The 21869-nt window shown below is 73.0% G+C and carries 16 protein-coding genes; 6 read left to right on the forward strand and 10 right to left on the reverse strand.

The window, feature by feature from the left end:
- Positions 1 to 22: 22 nt before the first annotated feature.
- From ACIRC0_RS03830 to ACIRC0_RS03870, 9 genes are all read right to left on the reverse strand, one after another.
- Positions 23 to 790: a TIGR03943 family putative permease subunit gene (locus ACIRC0_RS03830; RefSeq protein WP_403610784.1), complete on the reverse strand. Its 768-nt coding sequence runs from the start codon at positions 788 to 790 to the stop codon at positions 23 to 25.
- Complete coding sequence (locus ACIRC0_RS03835; RefSeq protein WP_403610787.1) at positions 787 to 1800, reverse strand: permease; 1014 nt, start codon at positions 1798 to 1800, stop codon at positions 787 to 789. The genes ACIRC0_RS03830 and ACIRC0_RS03835 overlap by 4 nt, the downstream gene beginning before the upstream one ends.
- A 154-nt stretch (positions 1801 to 1954) precedes the next feature.
- The gene (locus tag ACIRC0_RS03840) at positions 1955 to 3781 is read right to left on the reverse strand and encodes a phosphatidylglycerol lysyltransferase domain-containing protein (RefSeq protein WP_403610790.1); all 1827 of its coding nucleotides are present in this window, start codon (positions 3779 to 3781) and stop codon (positions 1955 to 1957) included.
- A gap of 230 nt (positions 3782 to 4011) precedes the next feature.
- A complete protein-coding gene (locus ACIRC0_RS03845) occupies positions 4012 to 4602 on the reverse strand; it encodes a hypothetical protein (protein ID WP_403610793.1) in 591 nt (196 codons plus the stop codon).
- 195 nt (positions 4603 to 4797) lie between these two features.
- A complete protein-coding gene (locus tag ACIRC0_RS03850; protein WP_403610796.1) occupies positions 4798 to 5607 on the reverse strand; it encodes a DUF2690 domain-containing protein in 810 nt (269 codons plus the stop codon).
- Between the two features lie 227 nt (positions 5608 to 5834).
- Positions 5835 to 6329: an SH3 domain-containing protein gene (locus tag ACIRC0_RS03855; protein WP_403610799.1), complete on the reverse strand. Its 495-nt coding sequence runs from the start codon at positions 6327 to 6329 to the stop codon at positions 5835 to 5837.
- Positions 6330 to 6662: 333 nt separating this feature from the next.
- A complete protein-coding gene (gene fusA / locus ACIRC0_RS03860; protein WP_403610802.1) occupies positions 6663 to 8729 on the reverse strand; it encodes an elongation factor G in 2067 nt (688 codons plus the stop codon).
- Between the two features lie 338 nt (positions 8730 to 9067).
- Entirely contained in the window at positions 9068 to 10318 is a 1251-nt protein-coding gene (locus ACIRC0_RS03865; protein WP_403610805.1) for a serine hydrolase domain-containing protein, read from the reverse strand.
- A gap of 162 nt (positions 10319 to 10480) precedes the next feature.
- Positions 10481 to 11524, reverse strand: coding sequence for a LacI family DNA-binding transcriptional regulator (locus ACIRC0_RS03870; protein ID WP_403610808.1), 1044 nt, complete (start codon positions 11522 to 11524; stop codon positions 10481 to 10483).
- Between the two features lie 224 nt (positions 11525 to 11748).
- Here ACIRC0_RS03870 and ACIRC0_RS03875 point away from each other — a divergent pair, with 224 nt between their 5' ends.
- From ACIRC0_RS03875 to ACIRC0_RS03900, 6 genes are all read left to right on the forward strand, one after another.
- Positions 11749 to 12534, forward strand: a complete 786-nt coding sequence (locus tag ACIRC0_RS03875) for a TIM barrel protein (RefSeq protein ID WP_403610811.1) — start codon at positions 11749 to 11751, stop codon at positions 12532 to 12534.
- A gap of 68 nt (positions 12535 to 12602) precedes the next feature.
- Positions 12603 to 13709: a Gfo/Idh/MocA family oxidoreductase gene (locus tag ACIRC0_RS03880; protein ID WP_403610814.1), complete on the forward strand. Its 1107-nt coding sequence runs from the start codon at positions 12603 to 12605 to the stop codon at positions 13707 to 13709.
- Positions 13710 to 13797: 88 nt separating this feature from the next.
- Positions 13798 to 16665 carry a SpoIIE family protein phosphatase gene (locus ACIRC0_RS03885; protein ID WP_403610816.1) on the forward strand — a complete coding sequence of 956 codons (2868 nt, stop codon included), beginning with the start codon at positions 13798 to 13800 and terminating at the stop codon, positions 16663 to 16665.
- Between the two features lie 43 nt (positions 16666 to 16708).
- On the forward strand, positions 16709 to 18280 hold the full coding sequence (locus tag ACIRC0_RS03890; protein WP_403610818.1) for a sugar ABC transporter ATP-binding protein: 1572 nt from the start codon (positions 16709 to 16711) through the stop codon (positions 18278 to 18280).
- Positions 18277 to 19356: an ABC transporter permease gene (locus ACIRC0_RS03895; RefSeq protein WP_403610820.1), complete on the forward strand. Its 1080-nt coding sequence runs from the start codon at positions 18277 to 18279 to the stop codon at positions 19354 to 19356. The genes ACIRC0_RS03890 and ACIRC0_RS03895 overlap by 4 nt, the downstream gene beginning before the upstream one ends.
- Before the next feature lie 51 nt (positions 19357 to 19407).
- The gene (locus tag ACIRC0_RS03900; protein WP_403610823.1) at positions 19408 to 20556 is read left to right on the forward strand and encodes a substrate-binding domain-containing protein; all 1149 of its coding nucleotides are present in this window, start codon (positions 19408 to 19410) and stop codon (positions 20554 to 20556) included.
- 61 nt (positions 20557 to 20617) lie between these two features.
- Here the strand turns inward: ACIRC0_RS03900 and ACIRC0_RS03905 are convergent, their stop codons facing one another.
- On the reverse strand, positions 20618 to 21808 hold the full coding sequence (locus tag ACIRC0_RS03905; protein WP_403612685.1) for a sugar ABC transporter permease: 1191 nt from the start codon (positions 21806 to 21808) through the stop codon (positions 20618 to 20620).
- Between the last annotated feature and the right edge of the window lie 61 nt (positions 21809 to 21869).

A 21869-nucleotide genomic window follows, 5' to 3' on the forward strand; every position in this document is an offset into this window, starting at 1 on the left:
CCGTGCTCAGGCGCCGGACCGGCTAGCTGTTCCAGCTCTCGTCGTACGGATCGCTGGGGGTCGCGACCGGCTTCGCCTGTATGACGTCGAGGTAGGGGATGATCCCGCCGTTGACGGGGTCCTTGGTGCGCTTCGGGGTGTAGGTGCCGGTGACGTCGAGCCAGGAGTCCGGCTGCAGGACGGGCGGCAGCTTGCCGGTCAGGCCGATCTTGACCGGCTGGGCGTCGGCGGCGCAGCAGTTGAGGGCCATGCGGACCAGGTAGGGCGTCCCCGTGTGGTCCAGGGCGACGAACCCGGTGATCTCCACCTTCCGGCCGCCGAGGGAGTGTCCGTGGCCGTACGCGGCGCGGCCCGCGTAGTCCACCAGGCCGAGCCTGACCGGGTCGCCGGACGGGAGGGCCGGATAGGCCAGGGGCTGCTGGAGGGCCGTACCGGAGCGCACGGCGCTGTAGGAGCCGAGCGCGGGCGGGGCGACCAGGATGAGCGCGAACAGGGGGAGCACGAGGAGCCAGGAGATCCGCGGCTCGCGGTGGACGTGGCCGTGGCCGTCGGCGTGTTCGTCATGCCGGTCGTGTGCCTCGCCGCCGCCCGGAGGCTTCCGGGCCGCCCACGCGCGGCGCAGCTCGTACCAGAAGGTGGCGGCCGCCGCCACGATCAGGACCGCGCCGGCCGCGAGCAGCAGCGGCTGCAGGCCCGCCTTGACGTAGCGCAGGTACAGGCTGGTGGTCCCGGCGTGCAGCAGTGCCCCGCCGACCAGGAACAGGACGGCCGCTTGCGCCTGTCGGTTCACAGCAGCACCGCCCCGGTCAGGACCGACACCAGGATCGCCAGCACGAAGGTGGCGGGCGCGAACCGCAGTGCGAAGGAGCGGCCGAAGGTGCCGGCCTGCATCGCGAACAGCTTCAGGTCGATCATCGGCCCGACCACCAGGAACGCCAGCCGCGCGGTGAGCGAGAACTGCGACAACGAGGCCGCCACGAACGCGTCGGCCTCGGAGCAGATCGACAGCAGCACCGCGAGCACGGACAGCGCGAGGACCGCCACCACCGGGTTGCTGGCCGCCGTCCGCAGCCAGCTCGCCGGCGCCACGGCCTTGAGGGTCGCCGCGGCCATCGCGCCGACGACCAGGAAGCCCCCGGCGTGCATCACGTCGTGCCGTACGGACCCCCAGAACGCGGCCCCCTTGCTCTGCCCCTCGTACGACGCCCGGGCCGGCGGCCGCAGCCAGTCGGTGCGGCCGAGCCGCTGCCACAGCCAGCCCATCGCGCACGCCACCAGCAGGCTCGCCAGGAACCGGGCGAGGACCATCTCCGGGTCACGGGGGAAGGCCACGGCGGTGGCGGTCAGCACGATCGGGTTGATCGCGGGCGCGGACAGCAGGAACGCCAGCGCCGCCGCGGGCGTCACCCCCCGGCGCACCAGCGCCCCGGCGACCGGCACCGAGGCGCATTCGCAGCCGGGCAGGACCGCCCCGGCCATCCCCGCGACGGGCACCGCGAGGGCGGGCCGTTTCGGCAGCGCTCGGGCGAAGAACGACGGCGGGACGAACACCGCGAGCGCCGCGGACAGCAGCACGCCGAGCACGAGGAACGGCAGCGCCTGGACGACCACCGCGAGGAACACGGTCATCCAGCTCTGCATCACCGGGGCGCCCAGCGCCCGGCGGATCGGGCCCTGCCCGACGACCAGCACGAGCAGCAGCAGGGTCAGGCCGAGGGAGGAGTTGAACTGCCAGCCCTGCGAAGGCTCCTCGTCGTGGCCCCGGTCGACCGGGGCCGGGGGTGCTTTGACGACGGTCACGGGCGGGGTACCTCCGGAAAGGAGCGGGCGGCGCGGGGGGCTTCCCCCCTCCCCACCCATACGAAGTCCCGGGCGCGGTGTCTCACCGCGGACCCGGGACTTTGCCGCCCAATGACCTTCCGCTCAATGACCTTGCCCGGTCATCGGCCGCTGCCTACGCCGGTTTCGGCTGTCCCCCGGCGGCCGGGGCGTGCCGGCGACGGAAGAGGGACGGCAGGCTCGGCACCGTCAGGAACCCCTCGGCCTGTGCGCTGGCGATACCGATGCGCGGTATGTCGCGGGTGTTCTCGAACAGCAGGAAGCGGGGCTCCCAGACCGGCCGGTACTTGGCGTTGGCCCGGTACAGGGACTCGATCTGCCACCAGCGGGAGAAGAACGTCAGCACCGAGCGCCACAGCCGCAGCACGGGGCCGGCGCCGAGGCGGGAGCCGCGTTCGAAGACGGCGCGGAACATGGCGAAGTTGAGCGACACCCGCTCGATGCCGAGGTCGCGGGCGCGCAGCAGCAGCTCGATGACCATGAACTCCATCAGGCCGTTCTCGCAGTCGCGGTCGCGGCGCATCAGGTCGAGGGAGAGGCCGTGCTCGCCCCAGGGGACGAAGCTGAGCACGGCCCGCGGCTCGCCCTCGCTGTCGCGGCACTCCAGCATCATGCAGCACCCGTCGGCGGGGTCGCCGAGGCGGCCGAGGGCCATGGAGAAGCCGCGCTCGGTGGCGCCGTCGCGCCAGTGGTCGGCCTTCTCGATCAGCTCGGCCATCTCGGACTCGGGGATGTCCCCGTGGCGGCGGATCGTCACGGTGTACCCGGCGCGCCGGACCCGGTTGTGCGCCTGCCGCACGACCCGCATGGCGCGTCCCTCGAGGCTGAAGTCGGCGACCTCCACGATCGCCTCGTCACCCAGTTCGAGGGCGTCCAGTCCGTGCCGGGCGTAGATCGTGCCGGCCTCTTCACTCGCGCCCATCACGGCGGGCGTCCAGGCGTGCCGACGGGCCTCCTCCAGCCACTCCTCGATGGCGCCGGGCCAGGCCTCGGGGTCGCCGATCGGGTCGCCGGAGGCGAGGGTGACACCGCCGATCACCCGGTAGGCGATGGCGGCCTTGCCGCTCGGGGACCAGATCACGGCCTTGTCGCGGCGCAGCGCGAAGTAGCCGAGAGAGTCCCGCTCGCCCTGCTTGGCGAGCAGTTCGCGCAGCCGGCGCTCGTCCTCCTCGCCGAGGAGCTCGCGGCCGCGGGGCGCGCGGAAGCAGGCGTACAGGACGAGGAGGAAGGTCGCCGCGGTCAGGACGTTGATGGTGATGTCCACCCAGCGGGGGGCGTGCACGTGCTCGATGTGCTCGGCGAGCGGGCCGACGCTGACGCCGCGCAGCAGCGCGTACACGATCTCGTCCGCGAGGGAGGCCGAGGCTTCGGTGTGCGCCTTGTTGGTGGCGTCCACCAGCAGGGTGCCGATGCCGCCGCTGACGACGATGCCGCAGGCGGCGACGATCAGCGCGAGCTTGGGGTTGGAACGGTCGCCCACGGCCCGGAACTCCTTGCGGCCGAGCAGCAGCGCGGCCACGAACAGGCCGGTGAGCAGGGCGGAGATCCAGTTGAAGACGTGCCGGTTGTACTGGTGTTGGGTCAGGGCGGCCGCGTAGAGCGCGAGCAGCGGGCCGGCGAGCAGGATGTTGGCGATCCAGGCCGCCCGCTTGCGGCGCCGCATGACCATGGCCAGGAACAGGGCGAGGACCGCCGAGACCAGTCCGGCGGTGGCCAGGTACGGGGTGAAGAACTGACCGCCGTTGTGCTCGTGCACCTCCTCACGGAAGGGCAGCGAGACGACGGCCACGATGTTCAGCAGGGCCATCAGCCGCAGGTACCAGACCGTGGCGACGGCCGCCCCGGGTCCCAGGCGGGCGGGCAGGGACGGGCCCTCCCCCGCCGCGCCCTGCGGGCGCCGGGCGCGCTGCTGGACGATCTCTGCTTGCTGCTGTGGGGGCACCGCGATGACTCACCTTGACGAGAGAGAGGCCGGAGCGACCGGCGTGGACGGAAGCACTCGCATCGACCCTACATTTCGTAGGGGTAACGGTGGCTTTTCCTAGGGTAGGAGTCCGGCAAGGACGATCTCGTTCCCCGCGCACCCGGCAGGGGCGGCGCGGGACGGCCCGCCGGTGGGCCGACAGGTTCACCCGTACGGGTACGGGAACCCCTGGAAGTCTACGGGTCTGCCTAGGGGGCTCTCTCCTCGGCGTGCTCCAGTCCGGCGCGTTCGAGGTCCGCGTGTTCGAGCAGGAACGGCACGATCGCCCGCTCCAGCAGAGCGCGCTCCCAGACCTCGCGGGCCCGGCGCACCCGGGGATCGCGGTCCGTGGGGTCGTCGCCGTCGTCGCGGCGGGTTCGGGCGCGGGCCGCCAGGAGCCAGGCGAGGTCCCCGAGGGCCGCTCCCGCCGTCACGACGGCGGCGATCACCCCGGACATCACGAGCCCGTCGCCGATGTGCGGGCGCACGGCGAAGGCCCGCAGTCCGAAGCCGCACAGCAGGAACACTCCTGTGGCCGCGGCTCCGAGGCTCGGCACCAGGACCGCGAGCGCCGGCAGCAGTCTTTTTTGCGTACGATCGTCGCCGTACCCCTCCGGCCTGTCACGGTGGGCCGCCGCGGCCCGCAGCGCGAGGTAGTGGTGGTACTCGTCGGCGGCGATCCCGGCGAGGCGGGCGCGCGCCTCCAGCGCCCGCGCACGCAGCTGCTCGCGCGCCGGTCCCGCATCGGTGGCGCCGATCGCAGCCGCGACCCCCGGATGACCGAGGGCCCGGTCAACCATCCGTTCGAAGATCGGGCCGCCCGCTGGTGACGGCTCCTCGGACTCCCGCACAGATCCCCCGATCGGCGCACAACGGGCCGGCCGATACCGACCGGCGGACGAACGAGCCAAACCCTACAACATGTAGGACCTACGGCAGGGGCAGAGCGTTGAGACCAAACCTTCCCCGGGGCGGCGGCCTGCTCGGGCATACGGTCAGTGCTCCTCGGCGGGTTCGGCGTCCAGGCCGGTGCACGCCAGCTTGCCGTCCACCTTGGCGCACGCCTCCACGTCGTCGGGTGACGTCACGGCGAGCATGGGGCTCGCCGAGCCGCCGGAACCGTCTCCCGGATACGCCGCGGAGAGCACGTCCCGCCCCTTGCGGACGGAGATGACGCGGGCGTCGGAGGCGTCCACGTCGACCTCGGCCCAGGCGGTGCCGCAGGTCGCGGAGTACTCGAGGCGCACCGCATAGGAGGTGTCGCGGACCTTGCTCTTGGTCTGCGCGTCCCGGTCGCAGGCGGACACGTCGGGCAGCTGCCCCTGGCAGGCGTCGCCCCGGCACCGGGGCGAGGCCGCGGCGAGCCGTCCGCCCGGCGCACCGGAGCGGTCGGAGGCGAGGAGGGCGACGGCCACCGCGGTGACCGTGACGATCAGCGCGACCGCCGACAGCGGCAGCCGGCGCGGCCAGCGCGGCCGGGCGGTCCGCGGCGGGGGGCCGTCGTGCGGCAGCGTGTCCGCCGGCTGCCGGTCGGCCGCCTCCCACAGGGTCAGCGCGGGTTCCGGGTCGGCGCCGGCGAGTGCGGCGAGCGCCTCGACCGCCGAACGCGGGGGCCGCCCGGCGCCGGTGAGATAGCGGTGCCAGGCGGACTTGCTGTACGGGGTGCGCGCGGCGAGGGCCGCGAGGCTGAGACCGGTGCGCTCCTTCAGATCGCGCAGCGTGGTCACGAGCGCCTCGTCCGTCTGTGCGGGCGGTGCGGCCGAGGGGCCGCAGGGCGCCGCCGTCCGTGCCGCGCCGGCCTTCACGGTCTGGATCCTTGGGGCTGTCGCATGACCTGTCCCTCAACACCTAATCCTATTTGGGCGGTTCGCCCTGGTTGTCGAGATGTGTTCCCGGGGGTGCGGTGCCGCCACACATCGGCACCGGTATGAGAAATGCGAACCGGGAGCCGGGACGGAGCACACCGACGGCCTGCCCGGTCACGTGGTGACCGGGCAGGCCGTCCCTTGGAGGAGAGAGAGCGGTCGCGGTGTCAGCACCAGGGCAGGGCGCCCCGCGTGCGGACGTAGTGGGCGGAGACGTAGCCCCGGTTGCCCGAGAGCTTGTACCAGTGCCGGTTGCCGAAGACGTACGAGCCGTTCTTCTTGCAGACCAGTACGAGGCTGCCGTTGACGTTCGCGTGGCCGACGACGCGGTAGCGGAAGCCGGGACCGGAGCGGACGTTCAGCCTGACGTGGCGCGTGGCGACGTGTCCCACGAGGCGGACGGGGCGCCGGTGGTGGACCACGCGCGTGACGTGCCTGGTGTGGCGGACGGGGTGGGAGCACCGTGTGGAGCGGTGCGCGCGGTGCCGGGCCGGGATGTGCCGGGCCGGGGCGGGGAGCAGGATGTGCGGGCGGTGCGGAACCGTCCGCACGACCGGCGCCGAGGTGGACCGGCCGCCGTCGGCGGCGACGGCGGCCGTGGGCACCAGCGCGAACATCGCGACCGCGGCCACCAGGCCGCTCTGCAGTGTCCGGCGAATCATGGGAACCTCCGTGCTGACGATGCCGATCACGGTCTGCGTGATCTCATGTCGCCCAGCGTTTCCGCGTGGACGGCCGGGGATTCCGTCCCGTTGTGCCAGGGATAGGGGAAACGTCCCGTGGGACGACCGGCGGCGGCAGCCACCGGAGCGCGGGCCGCACACGACGGCGCACGGCAGGTGCGGGTGCCTGCGCGGCACAGGCGTGGCGACGTACGGACGTTCGGACGTGCGGACGCGGGCGGACGCGGGCGGACTTTCGGACACGTGCGGACGGTCCCGCCCCACGCGCGGGGCGGGACCGTCCTCGGGCTAGCGGAACAGACCGTCGTCGGACTACCGGGTCGGTGTACCGTGCGGGGCCGGGGAGTACCCCGCGGGGCGGGTGGCGAAGGCCCCCCGGCCCTGGGTGCGGCTGCGCAGGCGGGTCGCGTAGCCGAACAGCTCGGCCAGCGGCACCGTCGCGGTGACCACCGTCGCGCCGGCCCGTGCCGTGGAGCCCGAGACCCGGCCGCGGCGTGCCGCAAGGTCGCCGAGCACCGAGCCGACGGCGTCGTCGGGCACGGTGACCGTGACCTCGGCCACCGGCTCCAGCAGCACCATTACGCACGCCCGCAGCGCTTCCCGGAGCGCGAACCGGCCGGCTGTGCGGAACGCCATCTCCGAGGAGTCCTTCGGATGCGTCGCCCCGTCGGTCAGCACCACTCGTAGCCCGGTCACCGGATGGCCGCCGAGCGGACCCTCGGACAGCGCGTCCCGGCAACCGGCCTCCACCGCGCGGACGTACTCCTGCGGCACCCGGCCGCCCACGACGGCCGAGCGGAACTCGAATCCGCTCGCGCCGTCCTCCAGCGGTTCCACGTCGAGGACGACGTGCGCGAACTGGCCCGCGCCGCCGTCCTGTTTGACGTGCCGGTAGACCAGTCCGGCCACCCCGCGGGCGACCGTCTCCCGGTAGGTCACCCTCGGCCGGCCGACCCCCACGTCCAGCCCGTGGGCGCGGCGGATCTTCTCCACCGCCACCTCCAGATGCAGCTCGCCCATGCCGGACAGCACCGTCTGACCCGTTTCGGGGTCGGTGCGGACGGCCAGCGAGGGGTCCTCCTCGACCAGCCGGGCCAGGGCGGACGCCAGCCGGTCGGTGTCGGTGCTCCGGCGGGCCTCGACCGCGACGGAGACGACCGGTTCGGCGACCGTGGGCGGTTCCAGGACCAGTGGGGCCCCGGGCGCGCACAGCGTCGATCCGGCGCGGGCCGACTTGGGCCCGACCACCGCCACGATGTCCCCGGCCACGGCCTCGTCCAGCTCCGTATGGCGGTCGGCCCGCACCCGCAGGATCCGGCCGACCCGCTCGGTGCGCCGGGTGCCCGTGTCCATCACCGTCTCTCCCTTCCGGAGCGTTCCCGAGTAGACGCGCAGGCTGGTGAGCCGGCCGGTTGTGGTGGCGTTCACCTTGAACACGAGCGCCGCGAACGGCGCCGCCGGATCGGCCTTGCGCTCCTGCTCGGCGCCGTCGTACGTGCCGCGTACGGCCGGCACGTCCAACGGCGAGGGCAGATACGCCACGACCGCGTCCAGCAGCGGCTCGATACCCCGGTTGCGGTAGGCGGAGCCGCACAGCACCACCACACCCTCACCCGTGCGGGTGAGGTCACGCAGCGCACCGCGCAGGGTCCGCTCACCCAGCGCGGCCTGTGCGCAGAACTCCTCCAGCGCCGACGGATGCAGTTCGGCCACGGCCTCCTCCAGCAGCCGGCGCCGCCGCAACGTCTCCTCGCGCAGGGCGTCCGGAACCGGACCCTCCTCGGCGGTGCCACCGCCGTCGGCCCACACCAGCGCCCGCATGCGCAGCAGATCCACCACACCGGTGAACCCGTCCTCCCTGCCGATCGGCATCTGGACGACCAGTGGGGCCGGATGCAGCCGCCGCCGGATCGACTCGACGGCGGTGTCGAGGTCGGCGCCCGCGCGGTCCAGCTTGTTGACGAAGGCGATCCGCGGCACGCCGTACCGGTCGGCCTGCCGCCACACCGACTCGCTCTGCGGCTCGACGCCCGCGACCGCGTCGAACACGGCGATCGCGCCGTCCAGCACGCGCAGCGAGCGCTCGACCTCGTCGGCGAAGTCGACGTGCCCCGGGGTGTCGATGAGGTTGATCCGGTGGCCGTCCCAGGAGCAGCTGACGGCTGCGGCGAAGATGGTGATGCCGCGGTCGCGCTCCTGCGGGTCGAAGTCGGTGACGGTGGTGCCGTCGTGGACCTCGCCGCGCTTGTGGGTGGCCCCGGTGAGGTACAGGATCCGCTCGGTGACGGTGGTCTTGCCCGCGTCGACATGGGCGAGGATGCCCAGGTTGCGCACGGCGGTGAGCGGACTGGTGAGGTGACGGTGCAGGTCGGTACGCACGGCCCATGGCCTTTCCGGGTCTTCCGAACAGGGCGGCGCGATTCCCGGACGAACGTGCCTGTCCCAAGGCGTGGTTGAGAGCCACCGAGGTGGCGGGGTTCCGTCAGGTGTTCGTCACGGGTCTCCGGTTCCGGCCGCGCAGCCGGCACCGGAGCGACCAGGACACCAGGATCACCTCGTACCGTGACCGGGGAACGACGACAGCGGTGCGCTCACGCACGGCCGGGCTCCCCTCACTCGTCACGGAACGCGCCGCGAGAACGGGGCGGCGCGCGCTGCAAGGTGAGTGTAGGGAGCCGGCCGGCCGGGAGGCACCGGATTTTCGCCGGTCGCCGTCCTCACCTGCCTGCCGGCTGGGCGGGCAGGTCGAAGACGTGCCCGGGCGTGACGAGCTTCGTGATCGCTTCGCCGAAGAGCGTGCTGGGCTCCTGGCCGGCATGGTCGATGTCGGTGTTCAGCAGCACCACCAGGGTCGTCCGCGCCGACGGGAGGTGGACGGTGAGGGACTCGTAGCCCGGCAGCGAACCGTTGTGCCCGATCCAGCCGTGGACGTCGAAGATGCCCAGGCCGTATCCGGCACCCGGGATGGGGGTCGGGGGTGTGGTGAGCCGTTCTTTCTGCAGAGCGGGGCTGATCAGGGTGCCGCCGCCCGGGAGCCTGCCGGTGGCCACCGTCCGCGCCCACACCCGCAGGTCCCGCAGATCGGAGATCATCGCGCCGGCCGCCCACGCCCAGGAGGGGTTCCAGTCGGCGGCGTCCTCGACCTTCCCGCTCGCGGTCTGGTCCGTGTAGCCCTGCGCGTGCGGGGTCGGGAAGCCCGCGTCGAGCGGGAACAGCGTGTGGTGCAGGCCGGCCGGTCCGAGGATGTTCTTCCGGATGAAGTCCCCGAGCCGCTCACCGCCGGCCTTCTCGACGACCAGGCCCAGCAGGACGGTGTTGGTGTTGGAGTAGTCGAACTTCTGCCCGGGCGGAAACAGTACGGGGTGCCTGAAGGCGTAGTCGAGCAACCGCCGCGGCGTGAAGGACCGTCGCGGATCGGACGTCAGCGCCTTGAAGAAGTCCGGGTCCTGCGAGTAGTTGAACAACCCGCTGCGCATACCGGCCAGTTGGCGCAGGGTGATCCTGTCGCCGCCCGGTACGCCGTCGACGTACTTCCCGATCGGGTCGTCCAGGCCCACCCTGCCCCGGTCGACCAGCTGGAGCAGCGCGGTAACGGTGAACGTCTTGGTCTCGCTGCCGATCCGCAGGTACAGGTCCGGCGACATCCGCCGACCGCTGCTCTGGTCGGCGACGCCGAACGACCGTACGTAGCTGCCCTGGTGGGGCGTCCACAGCCCCACGGTCACGCCGGGCACGTGCGCCTCCCGCATGACCCGCCGAACGGCCTCGTCGAGTTGCCGCGTCACGGCGGGGGTGAGGTCCCGGAGCCCGTCCGAGGCCGACGGCGTGGGCGGTGCGGCGGCGGTGACGGTCGTGACAGGCGACCGGCCCGCTCCGAACGCGGTACCACCCGCCACCGGCACGACGAGCATCCCCGCCGCCACGGCGGCCACGGCCCCCCTGCGCCATCGCGTACACGCACGTGTCATGGGCTGACTCCCACCGAGCCGCGGGTCCCGAGGTTCCGCAGGCCAGCCTAGGGGGGTCCGCGCGCTGCCGCCTGTCGAAGCCTGTGCGGCCCGAGAGTCCTCGGGGGCCTTTGAGAATTCCCGGCGGGCGCGCGACGCCTGGCGGGAATGGTCAGGCACCTTCTAGCCCGCGCCGGGCGCCGCCGTGGTGCCCCGGACGACCAGGCGCGGGGCGATGACGGTCTCTTTGCCCGGGGCCGTTTCGCTGTCCCTCTCCCCCTCCAGCCGGGCGATGGCGCGGCCGACGGCGAGTTCGGCCAGACGGGGGATGTCCTGCGCGACGGTGGTGAGGTCGATGTGGGCGAGGCGGGCCAGACGGGTGTCGTCGAAGCCGACCACGGACACCTCGCCGGGGACGCTGACACCGGCCCGCAGGAAGGCGTCGAGGACGCCCGTGGCGCAACGGTCGTTGAAGGCGAGGACCGCGCTCGGCCGGGGGCCCTCGGCGAGCAGGGCGCGGGCCGCCCGCGCGCCGTCCTCCTCGGTGAGCCCGCCGGGCAGCAGGCGGCTGTGGCCCGCGAGGCCGTGGCGGTTCATCGCGGTGCGGTAGCCGCGGCGGCGGTCGGCGGCACCGGGCGCCCTGCCGCCGTCGATGTGCACGATGGCGCGGTGCCCCAGCGCGACCAGGTGGTCGACGGCCTGGCGGGCGCCCTCGTCGTCGGCGGTGCGTACGACGTCCACGCCGGGCGGGGCCGGCCGCAGCCGACGGGCCACCGAGACCACGGGGACCTGGGCCGCGAGGTCCGCCAGCCGGGCGACGGGCATCTCGGGACCGAGCAGGACCAGGGCTTCGCAGCGGTCGGCGAGCAGCGCCTCCACCGCCTGCCGCTCGCCGCGGGAGGGGGCGACCGCGCTGAGGGCCACCTGATAGCCGGCGGGCTCGGCGGCGGCGTAGATGCCCTCCACCAGGTCGGTGTGGAACGGATGGTGCAGCCCGAACTGCACGCCGAGCAGGCGGGAACGGCTGCTGCGCAGAAGGCGGGCCCGGGTGTCGGGCCGGTAGCCCATCTCCTCGGCGGCCCTGAGCACCCGCTCGCGGGTGTCGGCGCCGGCGCCCTTTGCCCCGCGCATCACGATGGAGACCAGGGCGACGGACACACCCGCCCGTGCCGCGACGTCGGCGAGTGTCGGCCGTCTGCCCTCCCCGGCCGCGGGGGTCGTCGGCACGGCTGCCCTCCCTGTTCGAGCCGGTCGCGGTGTGCTTCCCGGCGAGGATCGTAGCCGGTCCGAGGGTACTGCAACGTTCTAGTCCGCAGGCGCGCGAACGCTTGACAGAAGGGGACGATGACTGGCGTACTGCTGCGGTCCTACTAGAACGTTCTAGCACCGCTCTACCAACTAAAACGTTCTAGTCAACGTGGCCACGAGAGCGTGAAGGAAGGCGTGCAGCCATGTACACACTGGCCGTCTGTGCCGAGATGGTCTTCCGGGACCTGCCGATCCACGAGCGCGCGCGACGCATTCACGACGCCGGCTTCCAGATCGAGATCTGGGACTGGACCCGGCACGACCTCGACGCGCTCGCGCGGACCCCGGCCGCGTTCTCGTCCATGACCGGATACATCCGCGGCAGTCTCACCGACGAGGCGGGCGCCGCCGAACTGCTGCGCACCGCCGAGGAGTCGGTCAGGGCGGCCGAGCACCTGGGCTGCCCCCGGCTGAACCTGCACGGCACCGGGCTGGACGCCGAGGGCCTGCCGGTGGCGCCGGTGAACGGCACGGCCACCGGCCCGATGTGGCTCGCGGCCCACCGCACCCTGTTCCAGCTGGCCGAGCTGGGCGAGAGCGCCGGGGTCACCTTCACCCTGGAGAACCTGAACACGGCGGTCGACCACCCGGGCGTACCGTTCGCGACGGCCGCCGACACCCTCGCCCTGGTCGCGGCCGTGGACCGCCCCGGCCTGCGGATGAACCTGGACCTGTACCACGCCCAGATCGGCGAGGGAAACCTCATCGAACTGGTCCGCAAGGCGCACGGTCTCGGCCTGATCGGCGAGATCCAGGTGGCCGATGTACCCGGCCGCCGTGAGCCCGGCACCGGCGAGATCAACTACCCGGCCGTCGCCCGCGCCCTGGCGGACCTCGGTTACGACGGCACGGTCGCCCTGGAGGCCTGGGCCTCCGACGACGACGGCGACCGCGCCCTGGAGCGCTTCCGCGCCGCGTTCACCCTCTGAGCAACGGCCCCCACGAAGGCAATGGCCCCCACCATCCAACAGCCGCCCACAAACGTACGGAGAACCCGATGACCACTCACCGGCCCCTCGCCATCGCCCTCGTCGGTGCCGGACGCATGGGCTCCTTCCATGCCGAGACCCTCGCCCACCGCCTGCCCGGCGTCCGCCTCGCCGCCGTCGCCGACCCGGCCCCCGGCGCGGCACGGGGCCTGGCCGACCGGCTCGGCTGCCCCACCGCGTACACCGACATCGACGAGCTGCTGGCGGACCCGGCAGCCGACGCGGTCGTGATCGCCACCCCGGCCCGCACCCACGCCGGTCTCGTCGAGGCCGCGGTGCGGGCGGGCAAGGCGGTGTACTGCGAGAAGCCGATGGCGGTCACGCTCGCGGAGGCCGACCGTGCCCTCGCGGCCGCCGCCGAGGCGGGCGCAGTGCTCCAGGTGGGCTTCAACCGCCGCTACGACACCGGGTTCCGCACCGCCCACGAGAAGATCGCCGCGGGCGCCGTCGGCACCCCGCAGCTGCTGCGCTCGCTCACCCGCGACCCGAAGCTGGCCGACCCGGCCCGTATCCCGCCGTGGACGATCTTCCTGGAGACCCTCATCCACGACTTCGACACCCTGCGCCACCTCAACCCGGGCGCCGAGCCGGTGGAGGTCTTCGCCTGGGCCGACGCCCTGATCCGCCCCGATTTCAAGGACCGCGGCCTGCTGGACACGGCCGTCGTCACGATCCGCTTCGACAACGGCGCCCTCGCCACCGCGGAGGCGAGCTTCCAGGCCGTCTACGGCTACGACGTGCGCGGCGAGGTCCTCGGCTCCGCCGGCATGCTGACGATGGGCGACCTCCGCCGCACCCACCTGACGGCCCACGGACCGGACGGCATCGCCGCCGAGTGCGTCACCTACGACCAGCACCTTTTCCGCGACGCGTACGTCGCGGAGCTCGCCGACTTCGCCGACAGCGTCCGCACCGCCCGTACCCCGTCGGTCACGGGCGAGGACGCCCGAGCGGCCCTGACGATCGCGCTCGCGTCCATACGGTCGGTGGAGACGGGAGAGCCCGTACGCATCGCGGAGATCGAGGGTCATGCCGACGCGGACATCAAGGGAGCGGCCGACCCTGCCGACGACGGAGTGGATGAAATGAGCAATTCGTCTCTTTTGTCAAGATAAGTTCTAAAATTACCTACGGCATCCAACCGTTCCCCCAACGAGGGCGGCGGAGCAGCCCAGCGGCGAGCCGGCGAGGGGAGTGATGCACATGGTCGTGGACGACGGCATCGACCTCGCCCCGGTTCGCGAGCGGTTCCTCCAGGGCGGGACCGTCGAGAGCGGCGTACGGAGCATGATCCTCAACTCCTGGCAGCGCTCCCTGCTGCTCGGCCTCTCCCCCGACCAGGCCGAGCTCCCCTACCGTCCGGACGTCGACACGGACGTACGGCTCGTCCGTGCGGCCGACCCGGTGCTCGACTGGCTGCAGAACCGGTTCGCCGGCAGCCGGATGAACATCGGCCTGGCCGACGCGGAGGGAACGGTGCTCGCACGCCGCTTCGGGCAACCGTCGCTGGCGCGCAGGCTGCCGCCGTTCCAGGTCGACCCGGGGTTCGTGTTCGCCGAGCACGTCGCGGGCACGAACGGCATCGGCCTCGCCCTGGCGGAGCGGCGGCTGTGCCGGCTGTACGGCGCGGAGCACTTCGCCGAGCGTTCGCAGGGCAACGCCTGTTCGGCCATCCCGATCCGGGACCTGCTCAGCGGTCGCATCGAGGGCGTCCTGTCCTTCGGCTGCCCCCGCACCGACGCCGGCCTGGTCATGGACACCTTGCTCACCCAGGCCGCCCGCGCGATCGAGCGCCGGCTGCTGGAACAGAGTTCGGCGCGCGAGCGTGCCCTGCTCCAGGCGTACCTCGACGCGCGGAGCGGCGCCACGGGCGGTGCGCACCTGCTCGACGCGGTGGGGATCGGCGTGGACGAGCCGACCCTGAGCGCCCTGAACGGGCGCGACCGGATGATCGTCAGGGAGAAGGCCGCCGAGCTGATCTCCACCGCCCAGCGCGGCGCGGTCGAGGTGGCCCTCTGCGACGGCCGGCGGCTCACCCTGCTGAGCCAGGTGGTGACCGGCCCCGGCGGCACGGAGGGCGTCGCCGTCGAAGCGGTCCTGCACGAGAACGGGCCGCAGCCGCTGCTCACGCTGCCCGGCCACCCGGGCGGACGCGACCTCGCCCCGCCGGACACGTCCGTCATTCCCGTGCCCCGGGACCTTCTCGGTGTGCCGTCCGGCCAGGTGACCACGGCCCCGCCCCTCACCGTCCGTACGCCCGAGCAGTCCGGCGGCAGCGAACCCCCGCCGACGACGGCCGACGGCCGGCTGGTCCTCGTCGGGGAGCCCGGCGTGGGAACGTACGCCGTCGCGGCGCGCCGCCGTCTGGAGCTGCTGTCCGAGGCGAGCGCCCGCATCGGCACCACCCTGGACGTGCGCCGCACGGCTCTCGAACTCGCCGAGATGGCCGTACCCCGCCTCGCGGACCACGTCGTGATCGACCTGCCCGAGGCCGTCCTGCGCGGCGAGGAGGCGACCGACCCGCGCACCGGCATGGTGCGCGCGGTGAGCCACGGTACCCGTGACGACCTCCCCTTCTACCCTGTCGGCGAGCGGGTGGACCCGCGCCCCACGACGCCGCAGTCCCAGTGCCTGGACCGCGAGCAGGCCGTGCTGGTACCCGATCTGCGGATCTCCACCGGTTGGATCTCCCAGGAGCCCGCGCACACCGAACGTCTCGTCGCCGAGGGCGTCCACTCCCTGATCGCCGTCCCGCTGCTCGCACGCGGCGTCGTCCTGGGCATCGCGAGCTTCTACCGTTGCCAGTCCCCGTCACCCTTCGGCGACGACGACCGCTCCCTGGCCCAGGAGCTCGCCACCCGCGCCGCGATCTGCATCGACAACGCCCGCCGCTACACCCGCGAGCACACCATGGTCCTGGCGCTGCAACGCAGCCTGCTGCCGAAACGGCTGCCGGAGCAGAGCGCCCTGGAGATCGCGCACCGCTACCAGCCCGCCGAGTGGGAGGTCGGCGGCGACTGGTTCGACGTCATCCCCCTCTCCGGCACCCGGGTCGCGCTGATCGTCGGCGACGTGGTGGGCCACGGTCTGCACGCCGCGGTCACCATGGGCCGACTCCGCACGGCCGCGCGCAACTACGCCGAACTCGACCTCGCCCCCGACGAGGTGCTCACCCATCTCGACAACCTGGTGGGGCGCATGGACCGGGACGAGACGGCCTGCACCACCGCCGGCATCATCGGCGCGACCTGCCTGTACGCCGTCTACGACCCCATCTCGCAGCAGGCCACGGTGGCGCGCGCCGGACATCTGCCGCCCGCGCTGGTGCACCCCGACGGCAGCGTCACCTTCCCCGACCTGCCCGCCGGGCCTCCCTTGGGCCTCGGCGGCCTGCCGTTCGAGTCCACCGACATCCCCCTCCCCGAGGGCAGCGAACTCGTCCTGTACACCGACGGGCTCGTCGAGGACCGCGGGCGGGACCTGGACACCTCCTTCGAGCTGCTGCGCCGGGCGCTCGCCCACCCGGACCGCGCACCGGACGACACCTGCCGCGCGATCCTCGACACGGTGGCGCCGGAGCACCCTGACGACGACATCGCGCTGCTGGTCGCCCGCACCCACGCCCTGGACCCCCACCGGATCGCCGTCTGGTCGATGCCCGCAGACCCGGCCCGCGTCAAGGAGGTCCGCGCCGCCGTCATCCGCCGCCTGGCGGACTGGGGCCTGGACGAGGTGTCGTTCACCGCGGAACTGCTGCTGAGCGAACTGGTCACCAACGCCGTCCGCTACGGCAGCGGCCCCATCGACGTACGCCTGATCCACGACCGCACCCTGATCTGCGAGGTCGCGGACACCAGCAGCACAGCGCCGCACCTGCGCCACGCGGCCGCCTACGACGAGGGCGGCCGGGGCCTGTTCCTCGTGGCGCAGCTCGCCCAGGCCTGGGGTACCCGCTACACCGCCGAGGGCAAGGTCATCTGGGCGGAGTGCGCACTTCAGGCGCCGTCCGGCGGTCCGCCGGAGGCCACGGTGACGGACATGGACTGGGGGGACCTCGCTGGCCTCGCATGACGTCCCGGACTTCGCCGCGAACGACAGCGGTGCGGAGCCCCTCTTGCGCATCCGGGGGCTCGGCAAGCGGTTCGGCGGCACGCTCGCGCTGGACTCGGTCGACCTCGACGTCCACCGGGGCAGCGTCGTCGCGCTGCTGGGTCCCAACGGCGCCGGCAAGTCCACCCTCATCAAGGTGCTCGCCCAGGTACACCGCGCCGACGAGGGAGAGGTGACGGTGGCCGGGCACCCGCTCGGCACGCAGGCCGCCGCGCGTGCCATGTCCTTCATCCACCAGGACCTCGGGCTCGTCGGGTGGATGACGGTCGCGGAGAACATCGCGCTGGGCACCGGGTATCCCCGGCGCCTCGGGATGATCTCGTGGCGGCGGGCGCGCGAGCACTGCGTGGAGGCCCTGGAGATCGTCGCCGGCCACCTGGACCCGGACGCCCGGGTCGCCGACCTCGGCCGGGCCGAGCGTTCACTGGTCGCCATCGCCCGCGCGCTGGCCACCCGAGCCCCGCTGATCGTGCTCGACGAGCCCACGGCGAGCCTGCCCGCGACCGACTGCGCGCGCCTGTTCGACCTACTGCGCACCCTGCGCGACCGCGGCCACGGCATCGTGTACGTCAGCCACCGGCTCGACGAGGTGTACCAGGTCGCCGACCGCTTCACCGTACTGCGCGACGGCCGCGTCGTCAGCCGGGGCCGCCTCGCGGACCATCCCCGGGCCCGGCTGGTGCAGGACATCGTGGGTCAGGGTCCGGCGGCGCCCCACGGGCGTACGACGGCCCCCGCGCATGGACCAGCCGTCCACCCGCCCACGACGGCCCCCGCGCACGGACCGGTCGGCCCCCGGCTCACGACGGCCCCCGCCCACGGACCGGTCGTGCTCCGCCTGGAGGACGTCCGCACCGAGACCGCAGGGCCGGTCAGCCTGCGGCTGCGGTCCGGTGAGCTGCTGGGCATGGTCGGGCTCACCGGTGCCGGTCACATGGCTCTGGGGCGCGCGCTCGCCGGCTCGGGGACGATCACCAGCGGACGGGTCCTGCTGGACGGCCGCCCCTACCACCCGCGGACCGTGGCCGCCGCCGTCGGCGCCGGGGTCGGGTTCGTGACCGACGACCGGCAGGAGGAGGGCTGCCTGCACGACCTCACCGTCCGCGAGAACCTCCTGGCCAACCCCCGGGCGCAAGGCCCGCGCGCGCCCCGATGGATCCGCCCGCGACGCGAGCGCGCCACGGCCCTGTCCCTGCTCGACCGGTACGAGGTGCGCCCCCGGGACACCGAGGCCCGTATCGACACCCTGTCCGGCGGCAACCAGCAGAAGGTCATGGTGGGCCGGTGGCTCGAGCTCGGCCGACGCCTGCTGATCCTCGAGGAGCCGACCGCCGGCATCGACGTCGGCGCCAAGGCGGCCGTCCACCGCCTGCTCGAGGAGGCGCTGGCCGCCGGGGCGGCGGTTCTGCTGTGCTCCACGGACTTCGAGGAGGTCGCCGACGTGTGCCATCGCGCCCTGGTGTTCGTCCGCGGGACCGTGGCGGCCGAGCTGACCGGCGCGGCCCTCACCGTCCCGGAACTGACCCGCACGGCGTCGGCCATGCCGGGCATCACCGGGACGGCGACGGAGCGATGACCGGCGCCGCCCCGCGGTCCCCGCGCGGACCGTCCCGCCCGCCCCGCCGTCGGCCGGTCCGTGCGCGGGGTCATGTCATCGGGGCGTACGGCCTGCTGTTCCTGACCGCCCTGTTGTTCCTCGTCTTCTCCCTCGCCCTGCCCGGCACGTTCCCGACGCTGGACAACGTCTCCTCGATCCTGTTCAACCAGTCGGTGCCGGCGATCCTCGCGCTCGGGGCGACGGTCCCCATCGCCACCGGCCGGTTCGACCTGTCCATCGGGTACGGCCTCGGTCTCGCCCACGTGATGGTCCTGCACCTGATGGTGGCCGGCGGCTGGCCCTGGCCGGCGGCCTGCCTGGCCGTCATCGGAGGCGGCGGGGTCGTCGGCGTCTGCAACGGCCTGCTGGTCGAGTTCGCCCGGATCAACTCCTTCATCGCCACGCTCGGCACGGGCACGGTGATGTACGGGATCACCGGCTGGATCACCGGCGGCGCCCGGATCGTCCCCGGCCCCGGGGGCCTGCCGACCGCGTTCACCGGCCTCTACGACGCCACGTTCCTCGGCCTGCCCCTCCCCGCCTTCTACGTCCTGGCACTGGCCGTCCTGCTCTGGCTGTTGCTGGAGCGTCTGCCGCTCGGCCGGTACCTCTACGTCATCGGCTCCAACCCGCGCGCCGCCGACCTGGTCGGCATCCCCACCCGCCGCTACGGCGTCTACGCCTTCACCGCCTCCGGCCTGGTCGTGGGCTTCGCCGGAGTCCTGCTGGCGGCGCAGCAAGAGCTGGGCAACCCGAGCGTGGGCATGGACTACCTGCTCCCGGCCTTCGTCGGCGCGCTCCTCGGCTCGACCGCCATCAGGCCGGGCCGCGCCAACGCCGCGGGAACCCTCGTCGCCGTCGCGGTGCTGGCGATCGGCCTGGCCGGCATCCAGCAGCTCGGCGCGGACTTCTGGGTCACGCCGCTGTTCGACGGCGGCACCCTGCTGCTGGCGGTCGGTCTCGCGGGCTACGCGGCGCGCCGCCGCCTACGCGCGGCCACGACGGACGGCCGCCCCGCGCCGACGACCGGCGAAGGCCCTCCGAGGAACCCTTGAGGTGGACGAAGACCCTCCGCGGCCTCGTCGACGTACCCAAAGCGGGAAAATGTGCACGTGAACCGCACAACCGCCAGCGGGACCGCCGCCCTGGCCGCCGTCGTCGTCCTCGCCGTCGGCTGCGGACACGGCTCGCGGCCGGACACCGGGACCTCCGCCGAGCCGTCGACGTCCGGCTGCCCGGCTGCCTTCGCCCGGGCGCAGTCGGCCGTACGCCAGGCGGAGCAGCCCCACACCGCCTGGAACGGCCCCACGACCGGTCCCGAAGCGGCACGAGGCCGGACCGTCATCTACGTCGCGCAGACGATGACCAACCCGGGTGTCGCCGGCACGGCGAACGGCGCGCGGGAGGCCGCCAAGGCCATCGGATGGAAGTTCGAAGTGATCGACGGGGGCGGCACACCGGCCGGCATCCAGGCGGCGCTCAACCAGGCGATCGCGCTCAAGCCGTCGGGCATCGTGCTGGGCGGCTTCGACCCGAAGTCCACGGCGCAGCAGGTGTCGAGGGCGAACGCGGAGGGGATCCCGCTGATCGGCTGGCACGCGGTCGACAAGCCCGGCCCCAGCGAGAACCCGAAGCTGTTCACGAACATCACCACCCATGTGGCGGAGGTCGCGAGGATCACGGCCGACTGGATCATCGCGCATTCCGGCGGCCGGGCGGGCGCCGTCCTGTTCACCGACGACTCGATCCCGTTCGCGAAGCACAAGGCGGAATCGATCAGAGAGGAACTGGCCAGGTGCGGCGGCGTGCGGCTCCTGTCCTACGAGAACATCCCGCTCCCGGACGCGAGCAGCCGCGTCCCCCAGGAGGTCTCCGCGCTGACCTCCCGCCTGGGCGGCCGCTGGACCTACTCGGCGGCCATCAACGACCTGTACTTCGCCGACGCCGCCCCCGCCCTGCGCGCCGCGGGAAGGAAGGGCTCGGGTCCCCCCTTCAACATCGGCGCGGGAGACGGGGATCCGTCCGCGTTCCAGCGCATCAACAGCGGTGGCTACCAGGCGGCGACGGTCCCGGAACCGCTCACACAACAGGGCTGGCAGATCGTGGACGAGTTCAACCGGGCGTTCGCGGGGAGGCCTGCGAGCGGGTATGTGGCTCCGGTGCACGTGGCTACCGCCGGGAACACGGGAGGAGCCACGTCCTGGGATCCGGTGGGGTATCGGGAGGCTTATCGGGGGATCTGGGGAACGGCGTGACCACGCGGCCAAAGCCTGTGATCGGGCATCCCCGCGCGCCGGCACGGGCTGAGCACGCCCCTCACGCCCGCCCATGCGCCTCCTGCGACCGTCGCGACAGTGCGTCGATGACCGCCGCGGCGAAGAGAACTCCGCCGGTGATCACGAACTGGACGGCGACCGGGATGCCTGTGATCGCCATGCCCGAGGAGATCGACTGGATGATCAGCGCGCCGAGCACCGCGGACCAGGTGGTGCCGCGTCCGCCGAACAGGCTGGTGCCGCCGATGACCGCGGCGGCGATGGCGTTCAGCAGCAGGACGCCCGAGCCGGAGGACTGGCTCACCGAGGTGATCCGTGAGGCGAGGAACAGGCCGCCGATCGCGGCCATCGTGCCCGAGATCGCCAGCACCGCGGTCTGCACCCAGACCACGCTGAGACTGGCGCGGCGGGCCGCCTCGATGCCGCCGCCGAGTGCGTAGACCTGCCGTCCGTAGTGCGTGCCGCGCAGGAGGATGTCCAGGCCGGCCGTGATGACGAGGAAGATCAGGAGGGCCAGCGGCAGGCCCTGGAACCGGTTGAGTACGTAGGCGGCGCCGAACGCGACCACCGCGAGTGCTCCCGTGCGCACTCCGATCTCGCCGAGCGAGCGGTGCGGCAGGTCGAGGGCGCGCCGGCGGCGCCTGTCCCGGTAGGAGATGAGGAAGAGCAGGCCGGCGCCGAACGCCGCCAGAGCGTAGGCGACGCTGTGGTTGCCGAAGTAGTAGCTGGTCAGCCGGGCGACGAAACCGTTCTCGTCGAGGTCGATGGTGCCGGTGGTGCCGAGGATGTAGAGCATGACGCCGTTCCAGGTCAGCAGTCCCGCCAGCGTGACCACGAACGCGGGGACGCGGGTACGGGCGACGGAGAAGCCCTGGAGGGTCCCCGTCGCGGTGCCCGTGAGGACGGCGAGGATGACGGCGAGCCATTCGGGCATGCCGTTGTTGACGTTCAGTACGGCGAAGACTGCCGCCGCGAGGCCGCTGATCGAGCCGACCGACAGGTCGAGCTCGCCGATCAGCAGCACGAAGACGATGCCGACCGCGATCAGACCCGTACCCACGATGTCGACACTGAGGTTGGACAGGTTCCGGGGTGAGAGGAAGTTGGGGTTGAGGGACTGGAAGACGATCCACACCGCGGCGAGCACGAGGATGACCGGGAGCGAGCCCAGTTCGCCGGCGATGAACCTGCGCCGGGACGCAGCGGCCCAGCCCGCCACCACAGGGACGATCCTCCGCCCGGGCTGCGGCTGACGGGGGGCGGCGGGGGCGGCCCGCGTGTCGTCTGCCCTC

The sequence above is a fragment of the Streptomyces sp. NPDC093984 genome (genome assembly GCF_044764595.1).
Taxonomy (GTDB): domain Bacteria; phylum Actinomycetota; class Actinomycetes; order Streptomycetales; family Streptomycetaceae; genus Streptomyces; species Streptomyces cynarae.

Excerpts from the sequence above, each read along its gene's own strand:
- ACIRC0_RS03895 (WP_403610820.1), top strand. The coding sequence starts at position 18,277 with ATGACCGGCGCCGCCCCGCGGTCCCCGCGCGGACCGTCCCGCCCGCCC.
- ACIRC0_RS03885 (WP_403610816.1), top strand. The coding sequence starts at position 13,798 with ATGGTCGTGGACGACGGCATCGACCTCGCCCCGGTTCGCGAGCGGTTC.
- ACIRC0_RS03880 (WP_403610814.1), top strand. The coding sequence starts at position 12,603 with ATGACCACTCACCGGCCCCTCGCCATCGCCCTCGTCGGTGCCGGACGC.
- ACIRC0_RS03855 (WP_403610799.1), bottom strand. The coding sequence starts at position 6,329 with ATGATTCGCCGGACACTGCAGAGCGGCCTGGTGGCCGCGGTCGCGATG.
- ACIRC0_RS03865 (WP_403610805.1), bottom strand. The coding sequence starts at position 10,318 with ATGACACGTGCGTGTACGCGATGGCGCAGGGGGGCCGTGGCCGCCGTG.
- ACIRC0_RS03875 (WP_403610811.1), top strand. The coding sequence starts at position 11,749 with ATGTACACACTGGCCGTCTGTGCCGAGATGGTCTTCCGGGACCTGCCG.
- ACIRC0_RS03845 (WP_403610793.1), bottom strand. The coding sequence starts at position 4,602 with ATGGTTGACCGGGCCCTCGGTCATCCGGGGGTCGCGGCTGCGATCGGC.